The organism is Candidatus Phytoplasma prunorum (genome assembly GCF_036924415.2).
Classification (GTDB): Bacteria; Bacillota_I; Bacilli_A; order Acholeplasmatales; family Acholeplasmataceae; genus Phytoplasma; species Phytoplasma prunorum.
Genome location: NZ_JAZHCY020000010.1, coordinates 1 through 26,409 on the forward strand (window position 1 = coordinate 1; position 26,409 = coordinate 26,409).

Consider the following 26,409-nt stretch of genomic DNA (forward strand, 5'->3'; position numbering starts at 1 on the left):
ACAAAAGATAAAGTTATTAAAAGAGAAATTATTATTATTTTTTGTAAATTTATTTTACGTAAATTTATTAATTTCATTTTCAAAATAAATTTTTAAACCTCTTATTCTTTATATTTATAAAAAAAAAAAATATAATATATATAAAAATTAATTATTAATAATAACTCCAAATTCTTCATTCTTTTTATATAAAAATTCTTTTCCTTTAGAAGTTAAAATTATACAATTGTCTTTAAATTTAATATATTCTTTTTCAAATAAAAATTTAAGACATTTTTTATAAAATTTCAAAGACCATTTCAAATCTAAAGGAATTTTTTCAATATCGATTTTTTTTTGTTTTTGGTTATGATTTTGAATATGCATTAATAAATTAACCGACGAAAAAATGTTTTTTTGAAAACGATGATTAAATATTTTATAAATAATTCCATTAATAGGTGCAAAAAAAAGAACTAACAAAAATAAAACCAAAACAATAAAAGCAGTTAAACCAGATAACGGTAAATCTGTTAAAATAGATAAGCAATAACCAATATGAGCACTTAAAAAAGCTATTAATATAGATATCAAAACACTATGAAATAAATTTTTAGTAAATAAAAGAGCAGTTGAAGCTGGACCAATCATTAAAGCAATTACTAAAATAGAACCAACAGCATCAAAAGAAACTACAGCTGTTAAAGAAACTAAAGTAATTAAAGTATAATTAATCAATCCTACAGAAAATCCTAAAGAAACAGCTAAAGCTTTATCAAAACTTGCAATTTTTAATTCTTTATAACATAATAATACAAAAATAATATTTAAAATTAAAACTAATAAGATATTAAAAATTCTTGATAAAGTTACTAAATTAGGATCACCTAGAAGTGCAGCATCAACATCCACATGTGCTTCTTTAATGCCTGAAATATTAAGACCAATAATAATAACTGCGATAGAAAATAAAAAAGAAAAAGCAATCCCAATTGAAGCATCTTCATTAACTTTTTTATTATTACTTAATAATTCCGATAAATAAGCAGTTAAAAGACCTGTTAAAGTAGCTCCTATAATAAGTAAAGACGAAGATAAATCTTTTTGATATAAAACTGATAAAACAATCCCTAATAAAACACTATGACTAATTGCATCCACTAACATAGATTTTTTTTTCAAAATTAAAAAACTACCTAAAATAGAACAAGCAACAGAGGTTGAAACAATAGCAAAATAAGGATATATTATTCTTATGTCCAACATATTTTTTTTATATTAACCTCCTCCTCCTCTTCCTTCTATTAATTCTTCTACTATTTTTTTTCCCTTAATACTAAAATGGATTTTATTTTTTTTTTCTAAAATCAAATAACCTTGTTCAAAAAATAAAGGATTAATTTTTTCAATATTTAAATTATTTAAATCATTTTTATTTGTATAAAGATGAATTAAATGTTTAAAAATAACAATCTTTTTTTTATATTGGTAATGTCTATATTTTTTTTCAATAATACCATTTTTTGGAGCCAAAAGTAAAGATAAAAAAACAAAAATACTTAAAATTAAAGTAATAGAAGGTCCAGTCGGTATATTAACATCATTATGAGTAAATTTATAAGAACTAATAAAAACACCTAAAATACTTGCGATAATAGAACAAAAACCAGAAATTAAGAAATTCGAAGATAAACGATTACTCCAATTTCTAGCAATTAACCCAGGACCAATAATTAAAGAACTAATTAAAATCACCCCTACAATTTGTAACCCAACAACAACTACCAAAATAGTTAAAGAATTTATTATAAAATTCATTATTTTTGGTTTAATCCCTATTATTGTAGCATATTCTTCATTAAAAATAAATAATTTAATTTCTTTCCAAAAAATAGTAATAATAAACAATACTATTATAAAAATAATTATGATTTTTTCAATTTGATGATGTGATATTGAGGCTGCTTGACCTAAAAAAAACTTATCTAAACGAGCAATTTTAGTATCAGGCGCATGAATTTGAGCATATGATAAAAGTACTTTACCTAAACCAAAAAAAGAAGATAAAAGCAAAGTTAAGATAGCGTCATATTTAATTTTTTTTGTATATTTTTTAATTATTTCAATTAAAAATAAAACTAAAAAAGAAGCAATAAAAGAACCTAAAAATAAATATTTATCATTAAAATCTTTTGTAATTAAATAAATTATAACAATTCCAGGAATACAAGAATGTGATAAAGCATCTCCAACTAAAGCTTGTTTTTTTAAAACTAAAAATACTCCTAAAAAACCAGCCGTTATAGACAAACAAGAAATACCTAAAAGTATTGTCAAAATATAACGCAAAGAATGTATATTTATAATATTTATTCCCATTTTATAAACCTAATTTAGTTACTTTTTTTTGAAATTTAGTTTCAGCATAAGTTTTTTGAATATTTTCATCATTAAAATTTTCAGCAATAGTTCCACTAGCTATTTTTTGTAAATTGATTAAAGTGACATGATCAAAATAAATAGGTACTGTTTCTAAATCATGATGAACTACAATTACTGTTTTTCCTTGTTTTTGGAGAGACTTTAAAACTTCAATAATAGATTTTTCTGTTTTAATATCTACACCTTGAAAAGGTTCATCCATTAAATAAATATCACCTTCTTGTGCTAAAGCTCGAGCTAGAAATATTCTTTGTTGTTGTCCACCTGAAAGTTCAGATATTTGACGATCTTTTAAAAAAGTCATTGAGACTTTTTCAAGACAATCTAAAGCAATTTCTTTATCTTTTTTACCAGGTCTTTTAAACCATCCTAAATGTCCATAACGTCCCATTAAAACAACATCTAAAACAGTTGTCGGAAAATCCCAATCTACTGAATTTCTTTGTGGAACATAAGAAATTTTTTTATAAACTTGTTTGTAAGATTTACCATTAAATAATATTTTTCCTGATATTTTAGGAACTATATTTAACATAGTCTTCAATAAAGTTGATTTTCCAGCACCGTTTGGTCCTACAATACCCATTAAAACACCTTGTGGTATTTCTAAATCAATATCCCATAAAACTGGTTTTGATTCATAAGCAACAGTCAAATCTTTAATATCAATAACATTTTTTTTCATATTAATTAATTTTTTACCTTTTTTTATAAAAAAATATTATATTTTCAAAAAAAATTTTATTTTTTTTTTAAGTATTTTAAAATAATGTCTATATTATGTTCAAATGTTTTTATATAATCATTGTCTTCATTTAAAGAATCAGAATATAAAATATTTTCTTTATTATCTTGAATAGGACTTACTATTTTAACCCAATCTACTGCATTTTCTTTTAAAGATTTAATAGTATTTTCAGGAACAGAACTTTCAGTAAAAATAGCTTTTACATTTTTTTTTTTAATAAGATTAATCAATTCTAAAATACGACTAACACTAGCTTCATCTTGAGTAGAAATTCCTTGTATAGGTTCTAAAATAAATGTTTTTTTATCTTTTTTTTGTATTTTATTTAAAAAAGAACATAAATAAGAAAAAGCATCATGAGATGTAATTATGTAAACTTCATTTAAATCAAAATTTGTTTCCTTAATTTTTTTAATAATATTTTTTTTTAAATATTCTAATTTCAAATCATATTTATTAAAATTTTCTTCTATTTGTGATTCAATTTCTCGTTTATATTGAGGTTCAATAATTTTTTTAATATATTCTTTTAATTCTTTACAAACTTCTCGCCATAAATCAACATCAAACCAAATATGAGGATCAGCATAACCACTTTTATTACCTTTTATTATATCATTTTCATTTTTTAATAATAAATGTTCTCCGGCTGAAAAAAATAAACATGAATGATTTTTTTTGTCAACTTGACATAAAGTTTCAAAAGCTTTTTGCATTTGAGCTTCCAAATGAAGACCATTAGTAACCATTAAATCAGTGCTTAAAATATGTCTTAAATCACTTGATTTCGCTTGATAATTATGAGGATCAACTCCTGTTGTCATTAAAGTCTTAACTTCGAAATAATCATTTAAATTACCATTTAATCTAACTCCTTGAATTAAATTTTTAGATAAATCACCTAACATAGTAGTAGTAGTAACTATTTTTTTTGAATATCTATGGTCTTTATTTTCTTTCAAAATTTCAAAAAAAGTTAAAATACTTAAAATTACAAATAAAACCGTACTTAATAATAAAACATTAATTAAGTAAATTATTTTCTTTGTTTTTAATTCCATTTAATTAATACAATTTTATCCTTTAATATCTTATTTTTTAAAACTATAATTCTGATTTTTTTATTATTAAACAAAAATACTTATCAATATTTTTATTTTTTTTAATTATTATAAGGTTAAATTAGAACAATTAAATATAAATAAAAAAATAAAATTTTAAACAAAAAATACTCAAAAATAAAGTAAAATTAAATTTTAAATATAATAAAAAAAATAAATATTATCTAATGATATTATTATAACTGATATTTAAAAAATAATCATTATATATAAAAATAAATAATTTACTAAAAAATGATATTATAAATATAAAAATAATATTTATATAATAAAATTTTAATATATTTTATTTTTAAAAAAAATAAAATATATTATGCTTAATTTAAATCAAAAAATTTGACAATTAATTAATAAATTGTATAATTTATAATAATAGTTGTATTTTTTTTTATAATTTAAATAAAGATAATTTCAAAAAAATAAGAACAAATTAACTAGATAATTTAATTATAATAATTTATTAATCAAAGATATAATTAAATTAAAAATATTGAAAAATTAAAATTAAATATTATATCAGAAAAAAGATAAAAAAAGATATAATTATTATAGAAAAAATAAAAAAATCTTTAGAATAATAGTAACTAAAATAAAATTTTAATTTTTTCATATATAATATATATATAATTTTTATAAATAAATATAAATAAAATAATTTTATAAAAATTAAAAAAATTTTAGTCTTTAATCTTAATAAATAATAAAAAATAATTTAAAAAGGAGTTTTTTTAGATGAATAAAAACATAATTTTAAATGATGTTGTTAATGGTTGTGTTAATAAAAAAAGTATAATTTCAACATATAAAAATAATGTTTCAAGAAAAAGTATTGCTTTAAAAACTATAATGCTTTTAGTAGTTACTATTTTATCAACTATGATTACTTTTTTTCTTTTTAATGGTGCTAGATTCGTACCTAACCAATTAAAAATACAAGAAAATACAAATATTATTACTTTAATATTATATATTTTACCAATAATTTCTTTTTTATTAATCATGAGTTCTAGATTTTTACCTGTTCAAACAACAAAATTTATAGCAACGACATATTCAATTTTAGAAGGAATATTTTTCGGTACTTTATTTTGTTTTTTAAATGTAGTCTATTCTAATGTATTTATGTTAATATCTATAGATTTCCTTAGTGTTTTATGTCTTTTTATAATAATGAATTTAGCTTTTTACAATAATATTATTAAAGTAAATAAAAAATTTGTTACTTTTATTGTAACATCTATGATTTTAATTTTTATATTAGACTTAATAATATTATTTACAGGAATATTAGGTAATGGAGTTAGTCCGTTATTTGGTGCATTAGTTTCTATTATCGCTATTATTATCAGTACTTTAAGTTTAGCGATGGATTTCCAATATGCCGACTATATCGTTGAACAAAATATTTCAAAAGATTACGAATGGAAAGTAGCTTTAGGTTTTCAAATAACTCTTATTTATATTTTTATTCGTATTCTACAATTAATGATGTATTTAGGAGTATTTAAAAAACGCGAATAATATTTTTTTAAAAAAGTAAGTAAGTAATATATATCAACAATAAATAATTTTAAAATATTTTAATATTATGTTAAAAAATAAGATTTATAAATTAGATAAAAAATTAATAACAACAATTTTAAAAACCTATTCATAAAACATATCAAAAATAATAATTTTTAAAATATTTTTCATAATAAAATGTTTAAAAAACATAATTTCTTTATTGTAATATATATAATTTATTAACCGTTAAAAATAGATAAATATATTTTTTAATATATTTTATCTATTTTTTTTATTTGAATCCATCAAGTCAATAATATTTAACTTAAAAAATCAGTAATTTTTAGAAAAATCAAAACTCCTCTAAATTCATATCTGTTCTTTTTTAGGTAAAGATAAAAAAATGGCTAATTATATTTTTTTAATAATAGTAAATGAAAAAATAGATAATAATAATATATTTTTTTTAGCTAGCTAGGTTAAAAAAAGAGTCATTAACTTTTAATATTCTTATATCTATGATGAAGTGTGATTGATAATTTTAATTATAATAAAAAAAATATTTAAATATTAAAGATATTATAAATTATTATTATTTTCTCATCTTTAGAAAAATATCTCATTTTTTAACGGTATTTTTTTCATCAAACCACTTTTATTTTAATACTATAAATAAAATATTATAATTATTTTACTTTATAAACAGAAAATATGGATTATTTTATAGTTTTTATATATATTTTTAATCACAAATGTTTAAAATTTGTTAAATTATTAAATCATAATTTATGAATCTTTCACAATCCCCATAATATTAATTATAAAATTTTATTATTAAAGTTAAAAAAAACATTTTTTAATTTTAATAATAAAAATATAAAATTATTCTTTTTTTAAAAAGAAAAATAATCAAATAAAATATCTAATATTTTTTATTTCTGATATTTATTCTAAATAGTTTTTTTATGGATAAATTATTTGAAATTAAAAACGATATTTTTTTATTTTTATTAAATTTATTATAAAAATTTTATGAAAAAAAATATTTTTATTAATAAAATTAATAATCAAATCATAAAATTAATGTAAAATATAAGAATAATTCGAAAAAATTTAAATCAAAATAAATATTATCATTAAAAAAATTATAATAATAGTTAAAATACCGAAAAAACTACTTTTCAAATCCTCTTTCAAAAAATCATATAAACCTTTGAAAAAATAAAGTGTTCTATGAAAAAAATTACCTTCTTGTCTTTTTTTTAAAATAAAAAGTCTATATTTTTGATCTTGTTTTAATTTTTCTAATTCTGCTTTTTCGTTTAATTTTTCTAATTCTGCTTTTTCGTTTAATTTTTCTAATTCTGCTTTTTCATTTATTTTTTCTAATTTTGCTTTTTCATTTATTTTTTCTAATTCTGCTTTTTCGTTTAATTTTTCTAATTTTGCTTTTTCATTTATTTTTATTTCTTCTATATTTAACAAATTATTACTTTCTAATTTAGCTTTAACACTATTGAAACTTATCAAAAATATTAAAAAAAAATTAATAATTAAAATAATTAATTTTTTAAAATTAAATTTTAAATTATTCATAAAATATTCTTTCTTTTAATAATTTTTTTATTTAAACTTAAATATATTATATACATAATTTATTAATTTAAAAATTAATTAATAAAAAAAAAAAAAATTTAAAAAAAATGAAATAAAAAAATAAAATCTCAAAAATAGATATTAAAAAATAATAAAGAAAACTTAAATAAAAAAATCTTAAAAACAATTTCTATATAATAAACCTAAAACTCTTAAAATCCAAATCTTTTTTTTTAAATTAAATAATTTTTTTTAAAAAATTAATCAAAAGTAATCAAAAAAACATTAAGAAAATAAATAAACCCCCAAGAAAATGTAATTAGACATATGTATTCTATCAATTATTTTATACTACTATTTTGTAAAACGATAATATAAATCATTAATTCTTTTTTCAAATATATTATGTAATTTTGGATGATAATAAATAGTACCTAACATTTCCTTTGGTAAATATTGTTGTTTAATATAATCATTCTGAAAAGCATGTGGAAATCGATAACCTATACCATTTCCTAATTTTACAGCGGATTTATAACTATTATCACGTAAATGATGCGGAATTGGATAAATTTTGCCTTTTAAAACATCTTTATAAGCTTGTTCGGTTGCTAAATGAGCACTGTTTGATTTTTCACTTAAACACATTTCAACAATTGCTAATCCTAAAGGAATACGTCCTTCAGGTAAACCAATTTGACGAAAACTATCGACAGCAGTTTTAACACGAATTGCAATAGCTGGATTAGCTAAACCAATATCTTCATAAGCAGTAATTAACATACGTCGTAATAAAGCTTCATGATCACCACTTGTTAATAATCGTGCAAAATAATATAATGCCGCATTAACATCACTGCCACGAATTGATTTTTGTAAAGCTGATTTTAAATCATGATGTTCATCACCATCATAAAAATTAACTAAGTTTGCTGTTGAAGTAATACTTGTAATAATTTCAGAAGTAATATTTTCCTTAGGATACAGATTTAAACATAATTCTAAAATATTAATTGCAATTCTTAAATCACCACTTGCTAATTGGCAAATTAATTTTAAAGACTCGGTAGTAATTGTTAAAGATATTTGTTTTGTATAAATTAATTTTTTTAACCCTATTAACATTTCATTTTCAGTAATCCGATTTAATTTAATAATATTTGCTCGTGATCGTACAGCTGGGTTAATGACAAAATATGGGTTTTCAGTTGTACAGGCAAACATAATTAAATGTCCATTTTCCAAATATTTTAACAAAATATCTTGACGATCTTTATTCATTCGATGAACTTCTTCAATAATAATAATAAAACGATCAATATTTTTTGCTTTTTTAATGATGTTTTCTAAATCTTGTTTTCTATCAATCTCTGCATTAAAAACAACATGTTCTAATTTTAAGTCATTTGCTAAAGCTCTAGCAATACTGCTTTTTCCAACACCCGACTCACCATAAAAAATTAATGAACTAGCATATTTATATTTAATCATTCGAGATATGATGCCATTTTTATTATTAATGATATGACTTTGACCAATAATATCACCAATTGTTTTTGGACGTAATAAAAAAGATAACGGTTGTTGCATTAATATTTACCTCTATTTTTAATAACATAAAAAAATTATAATAAATTAATTTTATCGAATCATAATCACTTCATTTATATTTAATGTTATAAAAAATATACTTTCTCTAATAAAATTATTTTAATGCTCATCATAATTTGTTCATGAAAGTTACTTTTAAAAATAAAATATTAAAAAATATTATTACTTATTTTAATCTAATTATAATTTTAGTTATTTTTTTATTATTTTCAATTTCAATTAATTATTTTTTATAAAAACAATCTTGATTTTCATAAGAAAAATATCGGTTTTTAATAAAAGCTAACACATAATTATAAAAATAAAATAAAATAGTTAAAATTATAGAAATTAATAAAACAAAGAAATAGCCTTGGCCACCTTCAATATTGAAAACACCTTTTTTATTAGGATCGATAAATGAATAAGGATATTCGGCATTTTGTTTAAATAATCCTCTGATTAAAAAAAAATAAAAATAAACTAAAGGATGAATCAAACTAATATAAAATTTTTTAATTGAAATCGGAGGAATATTTTTAAAAAAATAAAAAATAGTATATAAAATAGGAATTATAGTATGACGATAATGATTAGTATTTGAAAAAAAACTAAAATTTTTAATTTCTTCTTTATCAACAATAATATGGTTAACAATGCAAGTAAGTAAAATACTCGTTAAAGCAATAAAAGAAAAATAAGAAAATTTTGGATTTTTCCTAAAAGAAGTAAAAAACAAAGTCATCGTAATTAAAACTAAAATATTACTTTGGTTTGTAAAATAATAAAATAAATCTTGAAATCCATGAGAACCTTTAATAGATGATTTATAACAAATATTTTTTAATTGTATACCGAAAATAATATAAACTATTAAAATCAAATTTAACGCAAATAATATTTTAAAAACATTATCTGCACGATGTTTAAAAAATTTCTGAAAAAATAATTTAAATTGATTTTTCATATTAATTAAATTTCTTTCTTTATTATTTTTTTTAAAAATTAACTTAAAATATAAAAATTATAAAATTAAATTTTTATTTAAAACATCAAATAATTTTAAAAAATATTAATTTTTAATTAACTAAATATTTATCTTCTAAATATTTTAAAAAAGTATACGGATTAACTTCTGTTTCGCCTGTTAATTGAAATAACATATCTTTACTAGAAAAAAGAGAACCGAAATTCCTAAAATTTTGATTTAAATATTGATTTAAATTACTAAATTCTCCTTGAACAAAATCATTTTTAATATTAGGATAAATAGTTTTAATTTTTTTCATAACCATGGAAGATATAATCATTCCGTTAGCATAACTTGGAAAATAACCAAAATAACCCGCAGACCAATGAACATCTTGTAAACAACCTTCAGTAAAATTTTTTGGTAATATGCCTAAATAATCTTGCATTTTTTGATTCCAAACATTTGGTAATTCATCTAAAGACAATTGATCATTTATTAATAATTCTTCAATTTCAAAACGTAAAATAATATGTAAACAATAAGTAACTTCATCAGAATAAATCCTAATAAAATCAGGTTTAACTTGATTAGCTTGCAAATATAAATTTTCAGTTTTTAACAAATCATCATTTAAATTAAATTTTTGACTTAATAAATTAGTTAAATAAGTTATAAATTCTTTTGACTTACCAACTTGTTTTTCTATTAATAAAGATTGACTTTCATGAAATTGAAAACCTCGGGCTTCACCAACAGGTTGATTTTTATATTTTTCAGGTAAATTTTGTTCATATAAAGCATGACCTGTTTCATGCATAGTAGCATAAAAACTATTTAAAAAATTATCTGAAGAATAATGAGTAGTTAAACGAACATCGTGAGGAGTACCACCACAAAAAGGATGAACAGATTCATCTAAACGACCTTTATTAGTATCAAAGCCTAAAGTTTTCATGATTTGATAATTAATTTTTTTTTGTTGTTCAATCGGTAAAGAAATTTTTTGATATAAATTTTTTTTAAATTGTTGTTTTTTTAAAATTTCTTTAATTAAAAAAGGTAATTTTTCTTTTAAAACCGAAAAAGTTTTTTTAATACTTTTAGATGTCGTTCCAGTATCATAAATATCAATTAAAGCATCATATAATGACAAACCTCCTAGAGATTTAGCACGAAATTTAGCAATTTCCTTAGTATATTCAATAACTTTAGCTAAATAAGGTTTAAATAATTCATAGTCATTATTAGCTTTAGCTTGACGCCAAATTAAATCAGCTTGATTAGTTGCTTCAATTAATTTATTTTGTAATTCTTCAGAAATAATTTCTTTATTTTTAATTTTTAAAGCTATTTCTTTTAAATTAACTTTTTGCCATTCATCTAAATTTTGAATTTCTTTTTGAGCTTCTAAAAGCCAATTTTTATTTTCTTTAGAAATCAATAATTTACGAATAATATTATTTAAAGTAATAATTTCCTGAGTTCGACTATTTTCTGAACCAGATTTCATATTACAAGCAATATCCCAACTTAATAAATTTAAAATATTATCTAAACGTCCAATTTCTTCAAATCTTTGTTCTAATTTATGATAATAAAAATTCATTTTTTTCTCCTTAAATTAAATTGAAACTTAATTTTTTTGTAAATTAAAAAATAAAATAATATTTAATCAAAAAAATTAATCATTCTTATATATATTATGTATTATTTTTTGATAAAAATTAAAATATAATTAATAAAATATATAATAAATTAAAAAAATAAATGATTTTTGTAGAAATTATTAGTAATTTATCAATAATAAATCATGTAAGTAAATAAAAAATAAGAACTAAATATTTAAATTTTTTTTAATTATTTTAAATAAATTTAAACATTTATATTCTTATTTTCATATTAAAAAATTATAATTATTGTCTATTTTTAAAACTTCTAAAAGCAATAAAACCTATTGCAACGAAAACAAAAGTAATTCCGCCATATAACCACCAAGATATTTCTGATGTTTCTTTTTTTGTTTGTGTTGTTTCTGTTTTATTGTCTACTTTATTTGGAACTTTTTCAACGTCCAATTTAACAATTGCTGAATTTTCGAAATTTAATATTTCTTTATGTGTAACAGGATCTTGAAATTTTTTACCTTTCAAATTAATTTCTTTTTGTACGTCATCAATATCTATAACAAAATCTTCTGCTGAAAAGAACTCTATAGGATTTAATTTTTCAATTTCTTGAAAAATAAAATTATATTTTTTACTATCTGTATTATAATTATTTTTCATTTCTGAATATTGTTGTTGTGTTAATTTAATTTTTTCTGTCGGTAGTCGAAGATCTTCAAGATTATTATCAAAATTTAATATTATTGAATCTTGATTAAACTCTTTTTGATTTTCTGGTTTTATTTTAACGTTAACTATTTTATTTTCATAATGAATTTCAGTAAAATATTTACCTCTTAAATCTTCTATTTTGTCTAAACATGATGAAAAGTTGTCGCTTTTTATTGTACATTGATTTATTTTATTATCAAAACAATCAAATTTTAAAGGAGAAATTTTAAAACTTCCATGATTTTTGTCTGTAATTAATCTTTTTAAATCTGTTTTTGGTTTTTCTGTTGCTGATTGTTCTGTTTTTGGTTTTTTAACATCTAATGTAACAATTCTACTATTTTTAAAATTTAAAACTTCTGGTAAACTTTTATCAACTGATTTACCTGTCATTTTAATTTTTTTATTATCTGTATTCAAAGGATTTATATTAATATCGTTTAAACTTAATTCTGTTAAAGGATTTGATTCCTTAATAGCTTTAAATAAAAATTCATATTTACTTGATTTTTTAATTTTTGAATTTTCCGTTGTTTGAAATTGTTCTGGTGTTATTTTAATTCTTTCTGATGGTAATCTAAGTCTATTAAGATCATTATTATATGTTAATATCACTTTAGAGTCTGAAAAAAATAATTTCTTTTGTGCTATTGGATCTGTTGGTCTTACTGTTTCTACCCAAACTTGTCCATCGCTTCCTGCTACTGTATTTGCCGGAAATGTAATTTTAAAATTGTCTTTACTTGTTTTTTTTGTTAATAATGCACTTAATAATTTTTCAATTGATTCTTGTTGTTTTTGATCTAATGTATATTTACCATCTTGCGCCAATGCTGAAGTTGCATATTTTATAGGACCAATATATAAATCATTATTATTATTTTCTTGAAGATATTCTTTTAAATCTTTCGTTTTTGGTGAAACTTCTAATTTAATAGTTTTACTGTTAGAAAAATGAGAAAATTTATTATTTCCTTCACCAGTTTCTTTACTTTCTAATTTAACTATTTTATTTTCGCCTTCTTGAAAAACAGTTATTTTCAAGTGTTCTTTAGATAAAGTTGCTAAAGAATTTAATGAATTCATTTTGTTAATAATTTGTTCAACAACTGCGTCATATTTATTTTTTTTAGTTGCGTCTTTTGCGTCTTCTTCTTTATAGTTGTTTAATATTTCATATTCGGAATATGTTAAATAAATTGCATCTGCTTCTTTTTCTGCTACTTTAAGTTTTCCAAGATCATTATCAAATTCGAAAGTTACTGATGATTCTCCTGAAAAATTTTTTTTCTTTGCTTCACTCAATGTTAATGTAATTTTAAATTTGTCTTCTATTTTTTCAATTTCCGAAACAAATTCCATTGTTGTAAAATCATTTGCAGATAGTTTTATCATTGTTAAAATTGCTGTTTTAATTTGGCCTTGTTGTGCTTCGGTTAATTTTAATTTTCCATCTTCAAATTGCTTAATTTCTATAGGACCAATATATAATTTATCATTAGTATTTTTTTTAACGTGTGCTTGAAAATCTGGTTTATTAATACTATCATCTGTATTTGTTGCTGCTGAAAGTGATAATGCAGTTGAAAATACATTTGAAATAAATACTAATGTTAAAAATAACAAACAAATAATAAAAAATGAAATATTTTGATTTTTTTTATTTTTAAAATCAGTCGTTAACATAAAATATTTTTGTCCTTTTCTCTTTCTTGAAATTTTTTTTTTATTTTTTTTTTATTTAATAAAAATTTCTTATAAATATATAAATATATAAATATATAAATATATAAATATATAAATATATAAATATATAAATATATAAATATAAAACTTTTTTATTATATTCTTTAATTATAGTTACAAAAAATAAAAATTCAAGTAAAACGAAAATAAAATAAATTTATTTTATTTTTTTAATATAATATTCAAATAAAAATATAAACATAACTTACTAATGGTAAAATTTTCGATAAAATATCTTTAAATTAAATATATTTTTTTCAAAAATATTTAATTTAAAGAGAATATCTGTAAATATAGAAAAAATATTTAAAAAATACTAAATTTCATCTAAAAGAACAGCTAATTTATAAAAATTAATCCAACTAAATAAATTGCCGATTAATGAAGGTAATATCACAATTGAATAATAAAACTTTAAAAAAAAATTATTAAAAATTAAATCATGATTAATAAAAAAAATTATAAACAAAAATAAAAAAGGTAAGATAAAAAAAGTTAAAAAATACATTTTAACAACAAAAAAATGTCTTTTTTTAAATTCTGAAAAATTAATATAATGATCTTGATAAATAATCTTGGATAATTCTTTTTTTTCTAAACAATCTAAAAAAATAAAAATTTTTAATTTATTATACAGATATAATATCAAAGAAATTATTAACATTAATAAAACTAAAAATATTATCAACAACATAGAACCTAAAAACATAATATAGTCAATATTTACATTATTAAAAATAATAATATGATCCATAAATTTTATAAAATTATTTTCTTCTTTAAAATAAAAAACAATTTTAATTATAAAATTCAATCCTAGTAAAAATAAAACCCAACTAATAAAATATCTTTTTAAAAAAATATTTTTAGAATCTAAAAAAGTATATTTTTTTTTTAATTGATCACATCTTTGATTAATAATTATATCATTTAAAGTCCAAGTTAATAAAAAAAGTAAATTAGAATAAAAATTAAAAACATTTAATTTTGGGGAAAAAAACTTAAAACATAAAAATATCAAACTAATTAGAGTTAAAAATAAATTAATAAAATATATTTTTTTAAACTTATTTAAAATCATTTTTGATACCTCCAAATTGATAAAATATATTTTTATTTTCAAAATTAAATAATTAAAAATACAAATAATCATAAAAAAATTTATTTTTTAAGTATAAAATTATTATAATAAAAAAATAAAAATGAAAAAAATAATAAAATTGTTATAGTCAATATTAATACTTATACTTATAATAAATTAATTTTGTTTATAATAGTTTAGGCTAATAAAAAAATACCTAAATTACAAATAAATAAACAATTGTAATTGTCCCAAAAATAATAATAAAATAATTCAATTTTAGCAATTCTAAAAAGAAAATAATATATAATTATAGTAGAGCATTAAAATGGATTAAAAGAAAAATATTTACCTCAGATAATTCCGTAAAATGAAAATATTAATTAATAATAGTTACTCTAGGATATTTATATATTTTATTTCGAGATATTTAAAATTATCAACTTAATTAAAATTAAGTTACAAAAATGAAGACTTTTTCCAATCAAAAAATATTTACCTCAGTACGATCATTTCACCTAAAAATATCAGTTGGTAATTTCGAGTAACTTTTATTTTCCTAAAAATAACTGCTTATTGAAGTCCAAACATCATACAATTAATGAATTGAAGAAAAAAGCAGAAGAAATTCAGAATAAACATAAATTTATAATATTCATAGAAAATTAAAAATCAATTTTGAAATAAATTAATAAACTGACCTAAAAAAGACGAAAGACAACAACTTTACCCAGTAAAAGAATCAAAATATAATATATAACCTAACAATAAAAAAATTTTTAAAAACGAACACAAGTTAGAAAATATTTTGCAATTTGTAAACTTTACATTGTTATTATAGAAATTATATGTAAACCAGAAGGACTTAAAAAAGTCACTAAACTAAAAGTTTATTATTCGATTCACTTAAATAAGTTAATAAGATCTAAAAAAATATTATTCAAGAAATCAAACTTATATCAAGTTGTAAAAAAATATCTCCTTTGCGATAAACTCTATAAATTTCACTAATTAAAAAGAGATGAGAGAGGGTATATAAATATAATTAAAAATATAAACTAAAACAAATATAAAAAAATATAGCTATGAGATAATAAATTAACCATAAGAAACAATGAAATTTAAATTAATAAAAAAATAAATAATCAATATCAAAATTATAAAAATTCCGATTTTTTGTATTTAATTTTAAACAACAGAGATAAAATTAACCAATTTTATTACTAATTTAATATTATATTTTACTTTCAATCATATCTAAGCGATTAAAAAAATCTACCTTTTTTAAAATTTTAAATTAAATAAAATCAAAAAAAATAAAAAGACTAGCGATTTTGCTAGTCTTTTATTTTAATGATTTAATTTTTTAAAATTAAAAAATCAATAGAAATTTTTTATAAATAAAATAATTTATAATGATTATTTTAAAACCATCAAAATTTCTTTTATTAATTAATGTTATTAATAAAAATATTGAAAACTTAAAGATGAAATAACAAAAATAATTGGTCCAATAATACGAGCATTAATATTAATTAAAGGTAATAATTCTGGCCTTTTACTAATAGCTATAACTCCTACAACCTCTGAAGAATTACCAATACTATGAGAACCCAGACCAGCAGTTAAAGAAGCTTCTAAAGCATAAAAACCAAATTTCTTCGCTAATAAAAGAGAAATTAAAATTACCGCTAATAAAGAAGTTAAAACTAACATAATCATTTTGTATTCTTTCAAAGAATTTAATAAAAATTGCCAATCAGTAGTTAAACTAAAACCTGCTAACATAGGAGCAGAAAAATTTGTATTCATAAATTTACCAGTTTTAATCAAATTACCTTGAAAACTCAAAGGTATTAAATTAAATAATTTAAAAATAAATAATAAAATTATCATATATATTAAAGCATCTAATTTTACATATTTAGCAAGTAAAATACTTAATATATTGCTCAATATATAAAAAGCAATTGTTAATAACAATCCTATTCTAATATCTTTTATTTCAAACACTTTTTTATTATTATCTATAAAATTATTTTTATTTTTAATATATTCTAGTTTACCTTGACCATTAAATTTTGTTTTATTGAAACAAGCACATAATAAACTTGCAAAAATAATTACTAAAATACGAGTCAAAATTAAAGGAGCAGCTAAATATGAACGTAATGTATAGTTATTTGCTGATTTATTAGCTACTTTATAAATACCATTAGCAAGACCATTAATACCAAAATTAAATCCCCCATTAGTTAAAGGAACAAAAACATAAAAAATAGAATCTAAAAAAGAACCTTTAGAAATCAAACCTCTTGGAACTGAATATTTAATCAAATAACCTATTCCACCAACCAACAAAAAAGCAACCAAAACAGAAATTAAAGTTAAAGGGATAAATTTCTTCATTGATTTTTTTAATAATTTATTATCAATACTAAAAATACTGCCTGAAATTACTAAAATAATAAAAAATCTAGGAAAATTAATACCTCCATTAAAAAAATCTTTGTGAAATAATTCTACTAATTCTGGTTGTATTATCTTCTTATAAACTAAATATGAAGGAACTAAAGCACATAACAAAAATCCTAGTCCAAATTTATTTAAAAAAGGAATAATATTACCAATAAAATTTAGAAAAATACCTAAAACCATACATAATAATAAAGGTGTAAAAAATGGATAAAAATATAACCAAACATTATTTATTTTAAACATATAAACATTTAAAGCACAAATAAATATTAAACCTAAAAAACATAAAGGTTTAAAACTAAAAATATTATATTTATTATTTTCTTTCATTTTTAAGTTCTTCACCTTTTCGATTTTACAATAATTTTTTTTAAAATTTAAATTTTAATAAAACATTATTAATAATATCTTACTAATAATTATATGATAACATTAAATTTTTAAAAAAAACAATATTTAACTTTTATCATCAAATTATAATTAATAATGTTTAATGTTTAAAAATAAATTTTATATATAAATTTTAAAAAATTAAAAAATAATTCATAACTTATTAAATAAAATAAACTCACAAAATATTAATTTTTTAAAAAAAAAATTGTAAAAATTAATCCAATTTTTGTTGATCTAAAATTTGAACAACTAAATGTTTAACTTGAGGATTAACAAACAAAATATTTTTAGTCTTAATATATTTGGTTTTAGTATTTAAATTTTTTAAAATTACAATTTTTAAAGTTAATAAATTAGCACTTTTTAACATTTTTCTAATTTTTTGTTCTTTAGTTTGTTTTTTCATTTTTAAATCCCGAAAACTAGATTTTTTATTTTAATGAGTTAAAAAAAATTTTTAAATCAAAAAAAATATTTAAGTTTAATTAAAAAGAAAATTATCATATCTAAAAGTTTATTTAAATAAATATATCAATCAATTATTAATCTCAAATAATATTTTTGATTATTATAATTAGTTCTTAAATTTATTAAAAAAACGAAATTTAAGTAGCTAGTAATTCATTTTGATTTTTTTGAGAATCTTGATTAAAAATTTCAGGTTTAGGAATATTAATTACAGTTTTAAAAATTTCAGAAGGATGAATACCATCGACCCAAAAAAAAAATAAAAATAACAAAAAAAACAAACCGATTAAAGCCAAAATTTTTTCTAAAATTATTTTTATCATATATAACTTCCTTAATTTTAATTTTTAAATCTTTCTCAAATTGTTAAATTTAAAACTTGATAAAATAAAATTTATTTATAATTTAATTAATTAGAAGAACTAATTATTATCTGTTATAATAATAAATATTAATTTTATAGTTCAAATAAAAATTATTTTTAAAATTAACCTTGTTTACTAAATTAATTAGTTTTCGAATTATAATCATTGAATTTAATCAAAATAAAAAATTTAAGTCATAGTTTTTAATAAAACAATAATATAAAATATAATATATTATTTTTTTATAAACAAAAAATAAAAATATCATAATAATATATAAACTTTAATAATTTAAAACCTAGAGAGTTTCAAATTATTTTTTTTTTAATAATACTAATTTCTTGTTTATAAATTGGTTTACCATCAACATAAGGCGTTTCTAAAATTTTTGGTAAAGATAAAAATAAAGGATGATAAATAATTTCAATTAATGCCTTAAATCCAATTTGACCTAAACATAAATTTTGGTGACGATCTTTTCTACTACCTAAACAATTTTTCGAATCATTAATATGAAAACAAGAAAGATATTTCAAACCAATAGTTTGATCAAAAAAATCTATTACTTGTAAAAAATTATTTTTAATATCATAACCCGCATCAAATACATGACAAGTATCAAAACAAACAGAAATTCGACTTTGATCTTTAATTAATTGAATAATAGCTTTTAATTCTTGAAACTCTCGACCAATTTCTGTACCTTTACCAGCCATAGTTTCTAAGGCAATTTTAGTTTTACAATGAGAGGTATTTTTTAAAATCTGATTAAGACCTTGAGCGATTAATTTAATAGCGGTAGTTTTAGTTTGTTGAAGAGCATTTCCAGGATGTAATACCATTTGACTAATTTTCATTTCATTAAAACGAATAATTTCTTGAGTTAAAAAATCCACCGCGAAAGTCCGATTAACTGGATTAGGATTAGCTAAATTAATAATATAAGGTGCATGTCCAACTAAATCCTCGGAATTAATTTGGTGTTTTTTCAACAAAGCTAAAGCTTCAAAAATTTTAAAATTATTTAAAGCCATACGTTGAACATTAGTTGGAGAACCACTATAAACCATAAAAGTATTAGCTTGAAAGGCAATAGCTGCTTGAACCGCACCATAAAACATATCAGGCTTTTTTAAAGATACAAAACAACCAATTTTAAGCATTTTTTTTCTTACCTTGGGAATATTTTTGAATTGATCTAATTTTATTTTTTTTTCTAGGAGTTTTAATTAAATGTAATTTTCGATTACGATCAGGTTTAGGCTTAAGAATTTCAATTTCTTTTGAAGTTAAAATCATTTGTTGAAAATTAAAATGTTGACTTTTTAATTTATTAATTGTTTTTATTTCTGATTCATTGTAAATAGTAATTACTTCACCTGATTTTCCCATACGACCAGTCCGACCAGAACGATGTTGAAAAAATTCCAAATGTAAAGGTAAATCATAATGAATCACTAAAGAAATATCTAAATCTAGACCACGAGCAGCTAAATCACTAGTAATAATATATTGATATTTTAACTTTTCAATAGCTTTTAAACTTTGTTTTCTTTGTTTAACTGATAAATCTGATGAAAAATTAAAAACATTAAGATTATTATTTTTTAAAGTTTCAAAAATCGGTAATTGATCTTGTTTACGAGAAACAAAAATTAAAGCCAAATAAGGTTTTAATTTTTGTGTTAAAGTTAATAAAGTTTTTAATTTATCATTACTTTTTAATAAATAATATTTAATATTTTTTAAATAATTTTTAGATAAATCAATTACTAAAGTGGAACCAAAGTTTTGTTTAACAAAGTTAATTAAAAATGGTTTAAAAGTAGCAGAAAATAACATTATTTTAGGTTTTGATTTCGTAATCATTAAAGGTTTTAAAAAAGATAAAAATTTTTGATCTAACAACATATCAGCTTCATCTAAAACAAAAAAAAGAGTTCGATTAATTTTTAATTGCGCCAAAGACATAGCATATTCAAATAATTTTTCAGGTGTAGCAATAACAATTTGAGGTTGACGTTTTTTTAATTTTAAACTGGTTCTTTTTTTATCCATGCCACCATAAAAAATTTGCGCTTTAACTATATTTTCCGGAATAGCTTGAAACATTTTAAAAATTTGCAAAACTAATTCATTCGTCGGAACAATGATTACAGCTTGAACTAAAGCTTGATTAACATCAATTTGACTTAAAATTGATAATAAATAAGCATGAGTTTTACCAGTACCAGTTGGTGCTAAACCAATTAAATGATGAGGTTGAGAAAAATTTTTAAAAACTTCTTCTTGAATAGGAGTTAAAAAAGGAAAATTTAATTTTTTTAATTTATCTTTAATGTAATTTTTCAAAATAACTCAACTCTTTCTAAAAATAAAACTTTTTTTATTTTCATTTTTAATTTTTTTAATTAAATTAAAGATAAAAAAATCTCTAAATAAAAATTAGAGAAAAAAACTTTAGATATGGTTTTCAGAAATTTTTTTAAATTCTAAATGATTTATTTGGGACTTTAAACTATGATAAATTTGATCTAAAACTTTATTATTAAATTTATGTTGTTTTTCATCATCTAATTCCGAATATTTTTTAGTTAATTCTAACGCTTCATCAATAATAATTGAAGCTGTAATCTTATTTTCCAACAATTCAAAAGTAGCTAAGCGTAAAATAGCTTGATCTATTTTATTTAATCGTTTTAATTGATAATTATAAAGATTTTTTTGAATAATTTCATCAATTAAAGTTATTTTAGGAATAATTTTTTGAAAAAAAACCAAACTTTGAGGTTTGGTATTATAATTCAAAAATTTTAAATTCTGAAAATAAAAATCATATTGATATAATAAAATAAGTACTTCGATTCGGATTAAACTTGGTTTTTTCATAACAAAATAATTATTCCTTTATTAATTTAAATCAATTGATGGAATTTTTATTTTTTTAAAACTGAAGTTAAATTATATTCAACTTGAGACCAATTGATAACACTAAAAAAAGCTTCAATATAATCATGACGACGATTTTGATAACTTAAATAATAAGCGTGTTCCCATACATCTAAACCTAATAATGGAGTTCCTAAATGTAAAGGAGTATTTTGATTAACAGTAGTAGTAATTATTAATTTTTGATCTAAAGTTAATAATAACCAAACCCAACCGCTACCAAAAAGTTTTTTGCCAGCAGTACTAAATTCATTTTTAAAATTTTCTAAAGATCCAAAATGGTGATTAATTAAATTAGCTAATTCGTTTTGCGGAGTTTTTTGATAATTTAATTTTAAAATCTGCCAAAAAAAAGAATGATTAAAATGACCACCACCATGATTTTGCACAACCGTTCTAATAGCGGTTGGAACTAAATTTAAATCTGTTAACATTTCTTCTAAAGAATAATCTAAATTTGGATAATTTTTTAAAGCTTGATTTAGATTATCAACATAAGTCTGATGATGCTTAGTATAATGAATTTCCATAGTTTTAGAATCAAAAAACGGTTCTAAAGCATCATAATTATAAGATAATTTAGGTAATTTAAAATTGGACACGTAACAACTAACTTTCCTTTCAAAAAATATTTTTTAAAATTAAAATCTTTTTTTAAATTATTTATACATAAAATGATATTTATACATCAAAAATTAAAATATCATATATAAGTAATTATAACATGATTTTTATTTTTTATAATTAGATTGAAAATAATTAGATTGAAAATAATTATTTTATATGTTATAAATATTAAGTATAGTTAAAAAATTGAATATAGTTTTGAATAAAAAAATGATTAGAATTATTTTTTTAATCATATAAAAATTAAAAAATAAACTTAAATAATTTTTGATTTAAATTTTAATCATTTAAAGCTTTTTAAAAAATTTTCAGAAATAATATGTACCATAACTTAAAATTTATCTTAAATTTAAATAAGTTAACTCTTTCTCAGGAAGGAAAGAAATTGAAAATAATATTATTAGGAGCTCCAGGAACTGGAAAAGGAACTCAGGCTAATCTTCTTTCTCAGATGTTTAAACTTTATAATATTTCTACTGGAGATATGTTTCGTAAAAATTTCAGTCAAAATACTGAATTAGGAAAATTGGCTAAAACTTATATTTTAAAAGGACTTTTAGTTCCGGATGAAATTACTAACAAAATGGTTATAGATTTTTTATCCGAAGAAAAATTTAAAAAAGGATTTTTATTAGATGGTTTTCCACGTAATTTAGTTCAAGCAAAAATGTTAAAAAATTTTTTTCAAACTAAAAAAATTAATTTAACCGCAGTAATTTATTTAAATACTTCTAAAGAATGTTTACAAAAAAGAATTACTGGACGTCGAATTTGTTCTAAATGTGGTAAAATTTATCATATCGAAACAAAAATTCCGCGGAATTTATGGTTTTGTGATGACGATCAAAACCCTTTAGTGCAAAGAAAAGATGATCAAAAAGAAACTTTTTTAAAACGTTTAGAAGTATATAAAAAAGAAACCTTGCCTTTAGTTAAATATTTTAAAAATCAAACTAAAACACATTTTTTAGAAATTAAAGTAGATAATCTGAAAACTTCAATTGCAGAAGTAACAAATTTAATTTTATTTAAAATGAAAAAAGTAAAAATAATTTTTTAAAAAAAAATTTATAATTATTTAAAAAAGAGCTGATTAAGGTTCCTTTTTTTTATTTTGAAAACAATTATTTAATTAAAAAATATTTTAACAATAATTTAAGAATAATTTCACGCTTAATTAATTTTAAAAGCGTAAATTAGAAAAATTAAATCATTAAAAAATAAAAATTAAATATATTTAAATTAAAACTAAACTGTTTATTTTTTTAATCTACAAGTTATGTAAAATTTAAAGTTTAATTCAATTTTTGATACAAAATAAAAAATATATTTAACATTTTAATGACAATTTTAATTTTATTATAAAATAAATTTCAATTATTTTCATTAAAAATTAATTTATCCTATTGAGATTTTATAATTTCATCATTTAGCATTTTGCTTGCATTCGGTTTTTTTTAAGTTAAAATACAATTAATATTGTAATCATAAAAAATCTAAAGTTTAAGAAAGTTTTAAAAAAACATGATGTTAGAAAAACCTTTATCAAAAATTAAAACTACTTGTCTTATAATATTTTTTTTATTAGTTATTCTATTTTTCGTGTTTTTAATTTTAGGAATTTATAGTCTATGGCTAAATATTAACAAAGAAACTACAGGAGGAGGAAATCCTCCCTATTCCTCTCTCACAACAGAAGTTCCAACCAAAGCCAAAAACCAACCAATTAATCCACAATCATTGCCTACAGAATTTAATTTTCCTATCGAAAAAATAATAAAACAATTATCAAACAAACCTGAAATAACTAAAACTCCCCCTTCTGAAGGAGATTACTCCGAAGAAAATAAATATAGTGATTTTTTAAACCCCTTGAATACGCAAAAATTTCCTTATTTTAAAGATTTAATTGGTTTTAAAGAAGAAATAGAAGCTTTAGATGGTTTTATTCATTATCTTAAAAATAAAGAAAGTTATCAAAATATTGGAAAAGTTGAACCACCTTTAGGTATTTTATTATATGGGATACCAGGAACAGGAAAAACTACTTTATCAAGAGCTGTAGCCAAAGAAACTAATTTACCATTTTTTGAAGTCTCCAGTGCGCTGTTTTCTCAAAAATATATAGGTGTTGCACCAAAAATGGTTAGACAATTATTCGAAAATGCTCGCCAAGCAGCTGAAAAAAATAATGGTGCTATTATTTTTTTAGATGAATGTGAAACCATTTTTACTAATTTATCATTTTTAGAAGGTGGCAAGGAAACCGCTAACATAGTAAATCAATTCAAAACGGAAATTACCTCTATGAATAACAATCCTGATAAACCTATTTTCATTATTGGTGCTACTAATCATTATTGGCAAATTGATGAAGCCATTAAATCTCGTTTTACATATCACATCGAAATTAATCCTGGAACAAAAAAAGATCGCCAACAATTCTTAGAATTTATGATTGAAAAACGTAAAAACCCCTATAATGATGAAGCTAAAAAATATTTATTAGAAGATATTAATGAAAAATTAGAACAATTAGATAATTCAAAACAATACCTAAAAACCAACCGTACTTTAGAAAACTTATTAAAAACTACGGTTAGTATTTTTGCTCGAAATAGAAAACAAGGTGAAGAACTACAATTACGTCCCGAAATTAATAAAGAAGATTTAGAAAAAGCTTATAAAATAGTTATCGAAAAAGAAGATTTAAAAAAAACATCTAAATCTTAATTTAATTCAATATTCAAATATACTATAATAAAATAATTAAATTTTTTATTATCTGAAATAATATTTTTTTAAATCTATTTTCTTTTCTAAAAAAACGACAAAAACGTTCTAATTAAATAAATTATTTATTTTAAAATATTAAATATTTAATTTATTTTGTATCTATAAATAGTATTATTTTTTTATATTTTGATTTTATAATAAATATTGTGTATTATTGATTTTTGTAGGAATTTCAATATGATATTTATTGAAAGGATCATAAAACTTTTTTTCATTATTATAAATAATGAATTCACGAATATCATATAAACGATCTTGTTTTTTTAAATCTATTTTTTTTAGAAAATCAATAAATTTTTTTTTATCATAATCTATTGTGAAATATATTTTTTCTGAATCATCAATATTGTGAATTTGAAACGTAAATTTAGGATATTCTGTATTTTGATTTAACAAATTATTAACTTTTTCTATTTTTTCTGAATTTTTTAATAATAACAATTCTAACGCTTCACTTGTTTTAGGTAATTTATCTTTAAAATTATAACATATAAATCGTAACCAATCAAATTCAAATTTTAAATTTTTTGTCATCAAACGTATACAAAAAACTCTTCTATGTTCAAAAACACTCTTTTCTATATCTTCTGAAGACATTAAATCAATACTCTTATTTTTTGTTTTCGAAAAAGATATGCTATCGTTAATAATTCCATTTTCTGCATTGGAAAGTTTAAAGTCCATTTTAATTAATTGATCAACATTACCTTTTGGTAAACTAGTATAAATAAATCGATAGTCAGATATAAAAACATCTTTATTTTGTTGGTTTTTTCTTGTAACGCCAAAATTATCAATTCCTTCGGTCCAAATAATAGGATAATGATTTAATTTAATTTTTCGTAAACGTTCTACAAAATCTTTTTTATGAAAGAAATTAATCCTACCTTCCTTATCTTTTTCTTTTGGAAACATATCTTCAAAAAATTTATATTCTCTAATGATATTTCCATTTTGATCTTTATATTCTAAATAAGGTTCATCTGAAATTACAGGCATATCCGAAAAAATTGTTATTTTTTTTTCTAATTTAGTTATTTCTTTATCTTTATCTTCAATTAATTTATCCGTTATTTTTTTTAAATCAGATTTTTCTTGTTCTTTTTGTATTAAACTTTCATTTAAACTATTAATTTTAGTTTGTAAATTAGTTTTTTCTTGTTCTAAGTTGGTTATTTCTTTATCTTTATCTTTAGTTAAACTATTAATTTCAGT

General features: G+C 19.8%; 21 protein-coding genes. 3 read left to right on the forward strand and 18 right to left on the reverse strand.

Annotation, left to right across the window (positions count from 1 at the left end; genetic code table 11):
* Positions 1-147: 147 nt before the first annotated feature.
* Genes V9D86_RS01820 through V9D86_RS01835 form a run of 4 tightly spaced genes read right to left on the reverse strand, consistent with a single transcriptional unit; the run spans position 148 to position 4,230 of the window.
* Entirely contained in the window at positions 148-1,245 is a 1,098-nt protein-coding gene (locus V9D86_RS01820; RefSeq protein ID WP_334331093.1) for a metal ABC transporter permease, read from the reverse strand.
* 12 nt (positions 1,246-1,257) lie between these two features.
* Positions 1,258-2,358 carry a metal ABC transporter permease gene (locus V9D86_RS01825; protein ID WP_334331094.1) on the reverse strand — a complete coding sequence of 367 codons (1,101 nt, stop codon included), beginning with the start codon at positions 2,356-2,358 and terminating at the stop codon, positions 1,258-1,260.
* Position 2,359: 1 nt separating this feature from the next.
* On the reverse strand, positions 2,360-3,106 hold the full coding sequence (locus V9D86_RS01830) for a metal ABC transporter ATP-binding protein (RefSeq protein WP_334331095.1): 747 nt from the start codon (positions 3,104-3,106) through the stop codon (positions 2,360-2,362).
* A 56-nt stretch (positions 3,107-3,162) separates the two neighbouring features.
* A complete protein-coding gene (locus V9D86_RS01835) occupies positions 3,163-4,230 on the reverse strand; it encodes a metal ABC transporter solute-binding protein, Zn/Mn family (protein ID WP_334331096.1) in 1,068 nt (355 codons plus the stop codon).
* Positions 4,231-5,022: 792 nt separating this feature from the next.
* Between V9D86_RS01835 and V9D86_RS01840 the strand changes: the two genes are divergently transcribed.
* A complete protein-coding gene (locus V9D86_RS01840; protein ID WP_334331097.1) occupies positions 5,023-5,811 on the forward strand; it encodes a Bax inhibitor-1/YccA family membrane protein in 789 nt (262 codons plus the stop codon).
* Between the two features lie 1,098 nt (positions 5,812-6,909).
* On the opposite strand, the gene V9D86_RS01845 is transcribed toward V9D86_RS01840, so the two are convergent.
* The 13 genes from V9D86_RS01845 to V9D86_RS01905 all read right to left on the reverse strand — a co-directional run bounded on the left by V9D86_RS01845 (position 6,910) and on the right by V9D86_RS01905 (position 22,373).
* Positions 6,910-7,392 carry a hypothetical protein gene (locus V9D86_RS01845; RefSeq protein ID WP_334331098.1) on the reverse strand — a complete coding sequence of 161 codons (483 nt, stop codon included), beginning with the start codon at positions 7,390-7,392 and terminating at the stop codon, positions 6,910-6,912.
* 354 nt (positions 7,393-7,746) lie between these two features.
* Positions 7,747-8,982 (reverse strand): replication-associated recombination protein A, encoded by a 1,236-nt coding sequence (locus V9D86_RS01850; protein WP_334331099.1) that lies wholly within the window; start codon positions 8,980-8,982, stop codon positions 7,747-7,749.
* 244 nt (positions 8,983-9,226) lie between these two features.
* Positions 9,227-9,949, reverse strand: coding sequence for a Pr6Pr family membrane protein (locus tag V9D86_RS01855; RefSeq protein ID WP_334331100.1), 723 nt, complete (start codon positions 9,947-9,949; stop codon positions 9,227-9,229).
* A gap of 112 nt (positions 9,950-10,061) precedes the next feature.
* Positions 10,062-11,561: a carboxypeptidase M32 gene (locus V9D86_RS01860; protein WP_334331101.1), complete on the reverse strand. Its 1,500-nt coding sequence runs from the start codon at positions 11,559-11,561 to the stop codon at positions 10,062-10,064.
* 307 nt (positions 11,562-11,868) lie between these two features.
* Entirely contained in the window at positions 11,869-13,977 is a 2,109-nt protein-coding gene (locus V9D86_RS01865) for a hypothetical protein (RefSeq protein ID WP_334331102.1), read from the reverse strand.
* A gap of 376 nt (positions 13,978-14,353) precedes the next feature.
* Positions 14,354-15,118, reverse strand: coding sequence for a hypothetical protein (locus V9D86_RS01870; protein ID WP_334331103.1), 765 nt, complete (start codon positions 15,116-15,118; stop codon positions 14,354-14,356).
* Between the two features lie 1,461 nt (positions 15,119-16,579).
* On the reverse strand, positions 16,580-17,926 hold the full coding sequence (locus V9D86_RS01875; protein WP_334331104.1) for a 2-hydroxycarboxylate transporter family protein: 1,347 nt from the start codon (positions 17,924-17,926) through the stop codon (positions 16,580-16,582).
* A 277-nt stretch (positions 17,927-18,203) separates the two neighbouring features.
* Complete coding sequence (locus tag V9D86_RS01880) at positions 18,204-18,395, reverse strand: hypothetical protein (protein ID WP_334331105.1); 192 nt, start codon at positions 18,393-18,395, stop codon at positions 18,204-18,206.
* Between the two features lie 199 nt (positions 18,396-18,594).
* Complete coding sequence (locus tag V9D86_RS01885) at positions 18,595-18,780, reverse strand: hypothetical protein (protein ID WP_334331106.1); 186 nt, start codon at positions 18,778-18,780, stop codon at positions 18,595-18,597.
* A 350-nt stretch (positions 18,781-19,130) separates the two neighbouring features.
* Positions 19,131-19,985 carry a deoxyribonuclease IV gene (locus V9D86_RS01890; RefSeq protein ID WP_334331107.1) on the reverse strand — a complete coding sequence of 285 codons (855 nt, stop codon included), beginning with the start codon at positions 19,983-19,985 and terminating at the stop codon, positions 19,131-19,133.
* The gene (locus V9D86_RS01895; protein WP_334331108.1) at positions 19,978-21,174 is read right to left on the reverse strand and encodes a DEAD/DEAH box helicase; all 1,197 of its coding nucleotides are present in this window, start codon (positions 21,172-21,174) and stop codon (positions 19,978-19,980) included. The genes V9D86_RS01890 and V9D86_RS01895 overlap by 8 nt, the downstream gene beginning before the upstream one ends.
* Positions 21,175-21,282: 108 nt before the next feature.
* Entirely contained in the window at positions 21,283-21,711 is a 429-nt protein-coding gene (locus V9D86_RS01900) for a transcription antitermination protein NusB (RefSeq protein ID WP_334331109.1), read from the reverse strand.
* 47 nt (positions 21,712-21,758) lie between these two features.
* The gene (locus V9D86_RS01905; protein WP_334331110.1) at positions 21,759-22,373 is read right to left on the reverse strand and encodes a superoxide dismutase; all 615 of its coding nucleotides are present in this window, start codon (positions 22,371-22,373) and stop codon (positions 21,759-21,761) included.
* A 410-nt stretch (positions 22,374-22,783) separates the two neighbouring features.
* Here V9D86_RS01905 and V9D86_RS01910 point away from each other — a divergent pair, with 410 nt between their 5' ends.
* Positions 22,784-23,458 (forward strand): adenylate kinase, encoded by a 675-nt coding sequence (locus V9D86_RS01910; RefSeq protein ID WP_334331111.1) that lies wholly within the window; start codon positions 22,784-22,786, stop codon positions 23,456-23,458.
* Between the two features lie 464 nt (positions 23,459-23,922).
* Positions 23,923-25,131 (forward strand): AAA family ATPase, encoded by a 1,209-nt coding sequence (locus tag V9D86_RS01915; RefSeq protein ID WP_334331112.1) that lies wholly within the window; start codon positions 23,923-23,925, stop codon positions 25,129-25,131.
* A 195-nt stretch (positions 25,132-25,326) separates the two neighbouring features.
* Here the strand turns inward: V9D86_RS01915 and V9D86_RS01920 are convergent.
* Positions 25,327-26,409 (reverse strand): coiled-coil domain-containing protein (locus V9D86_RS01920; protein WP_334331113.1); only part of this gene is annotated, 1,083 nt, incomplete at its 5' end.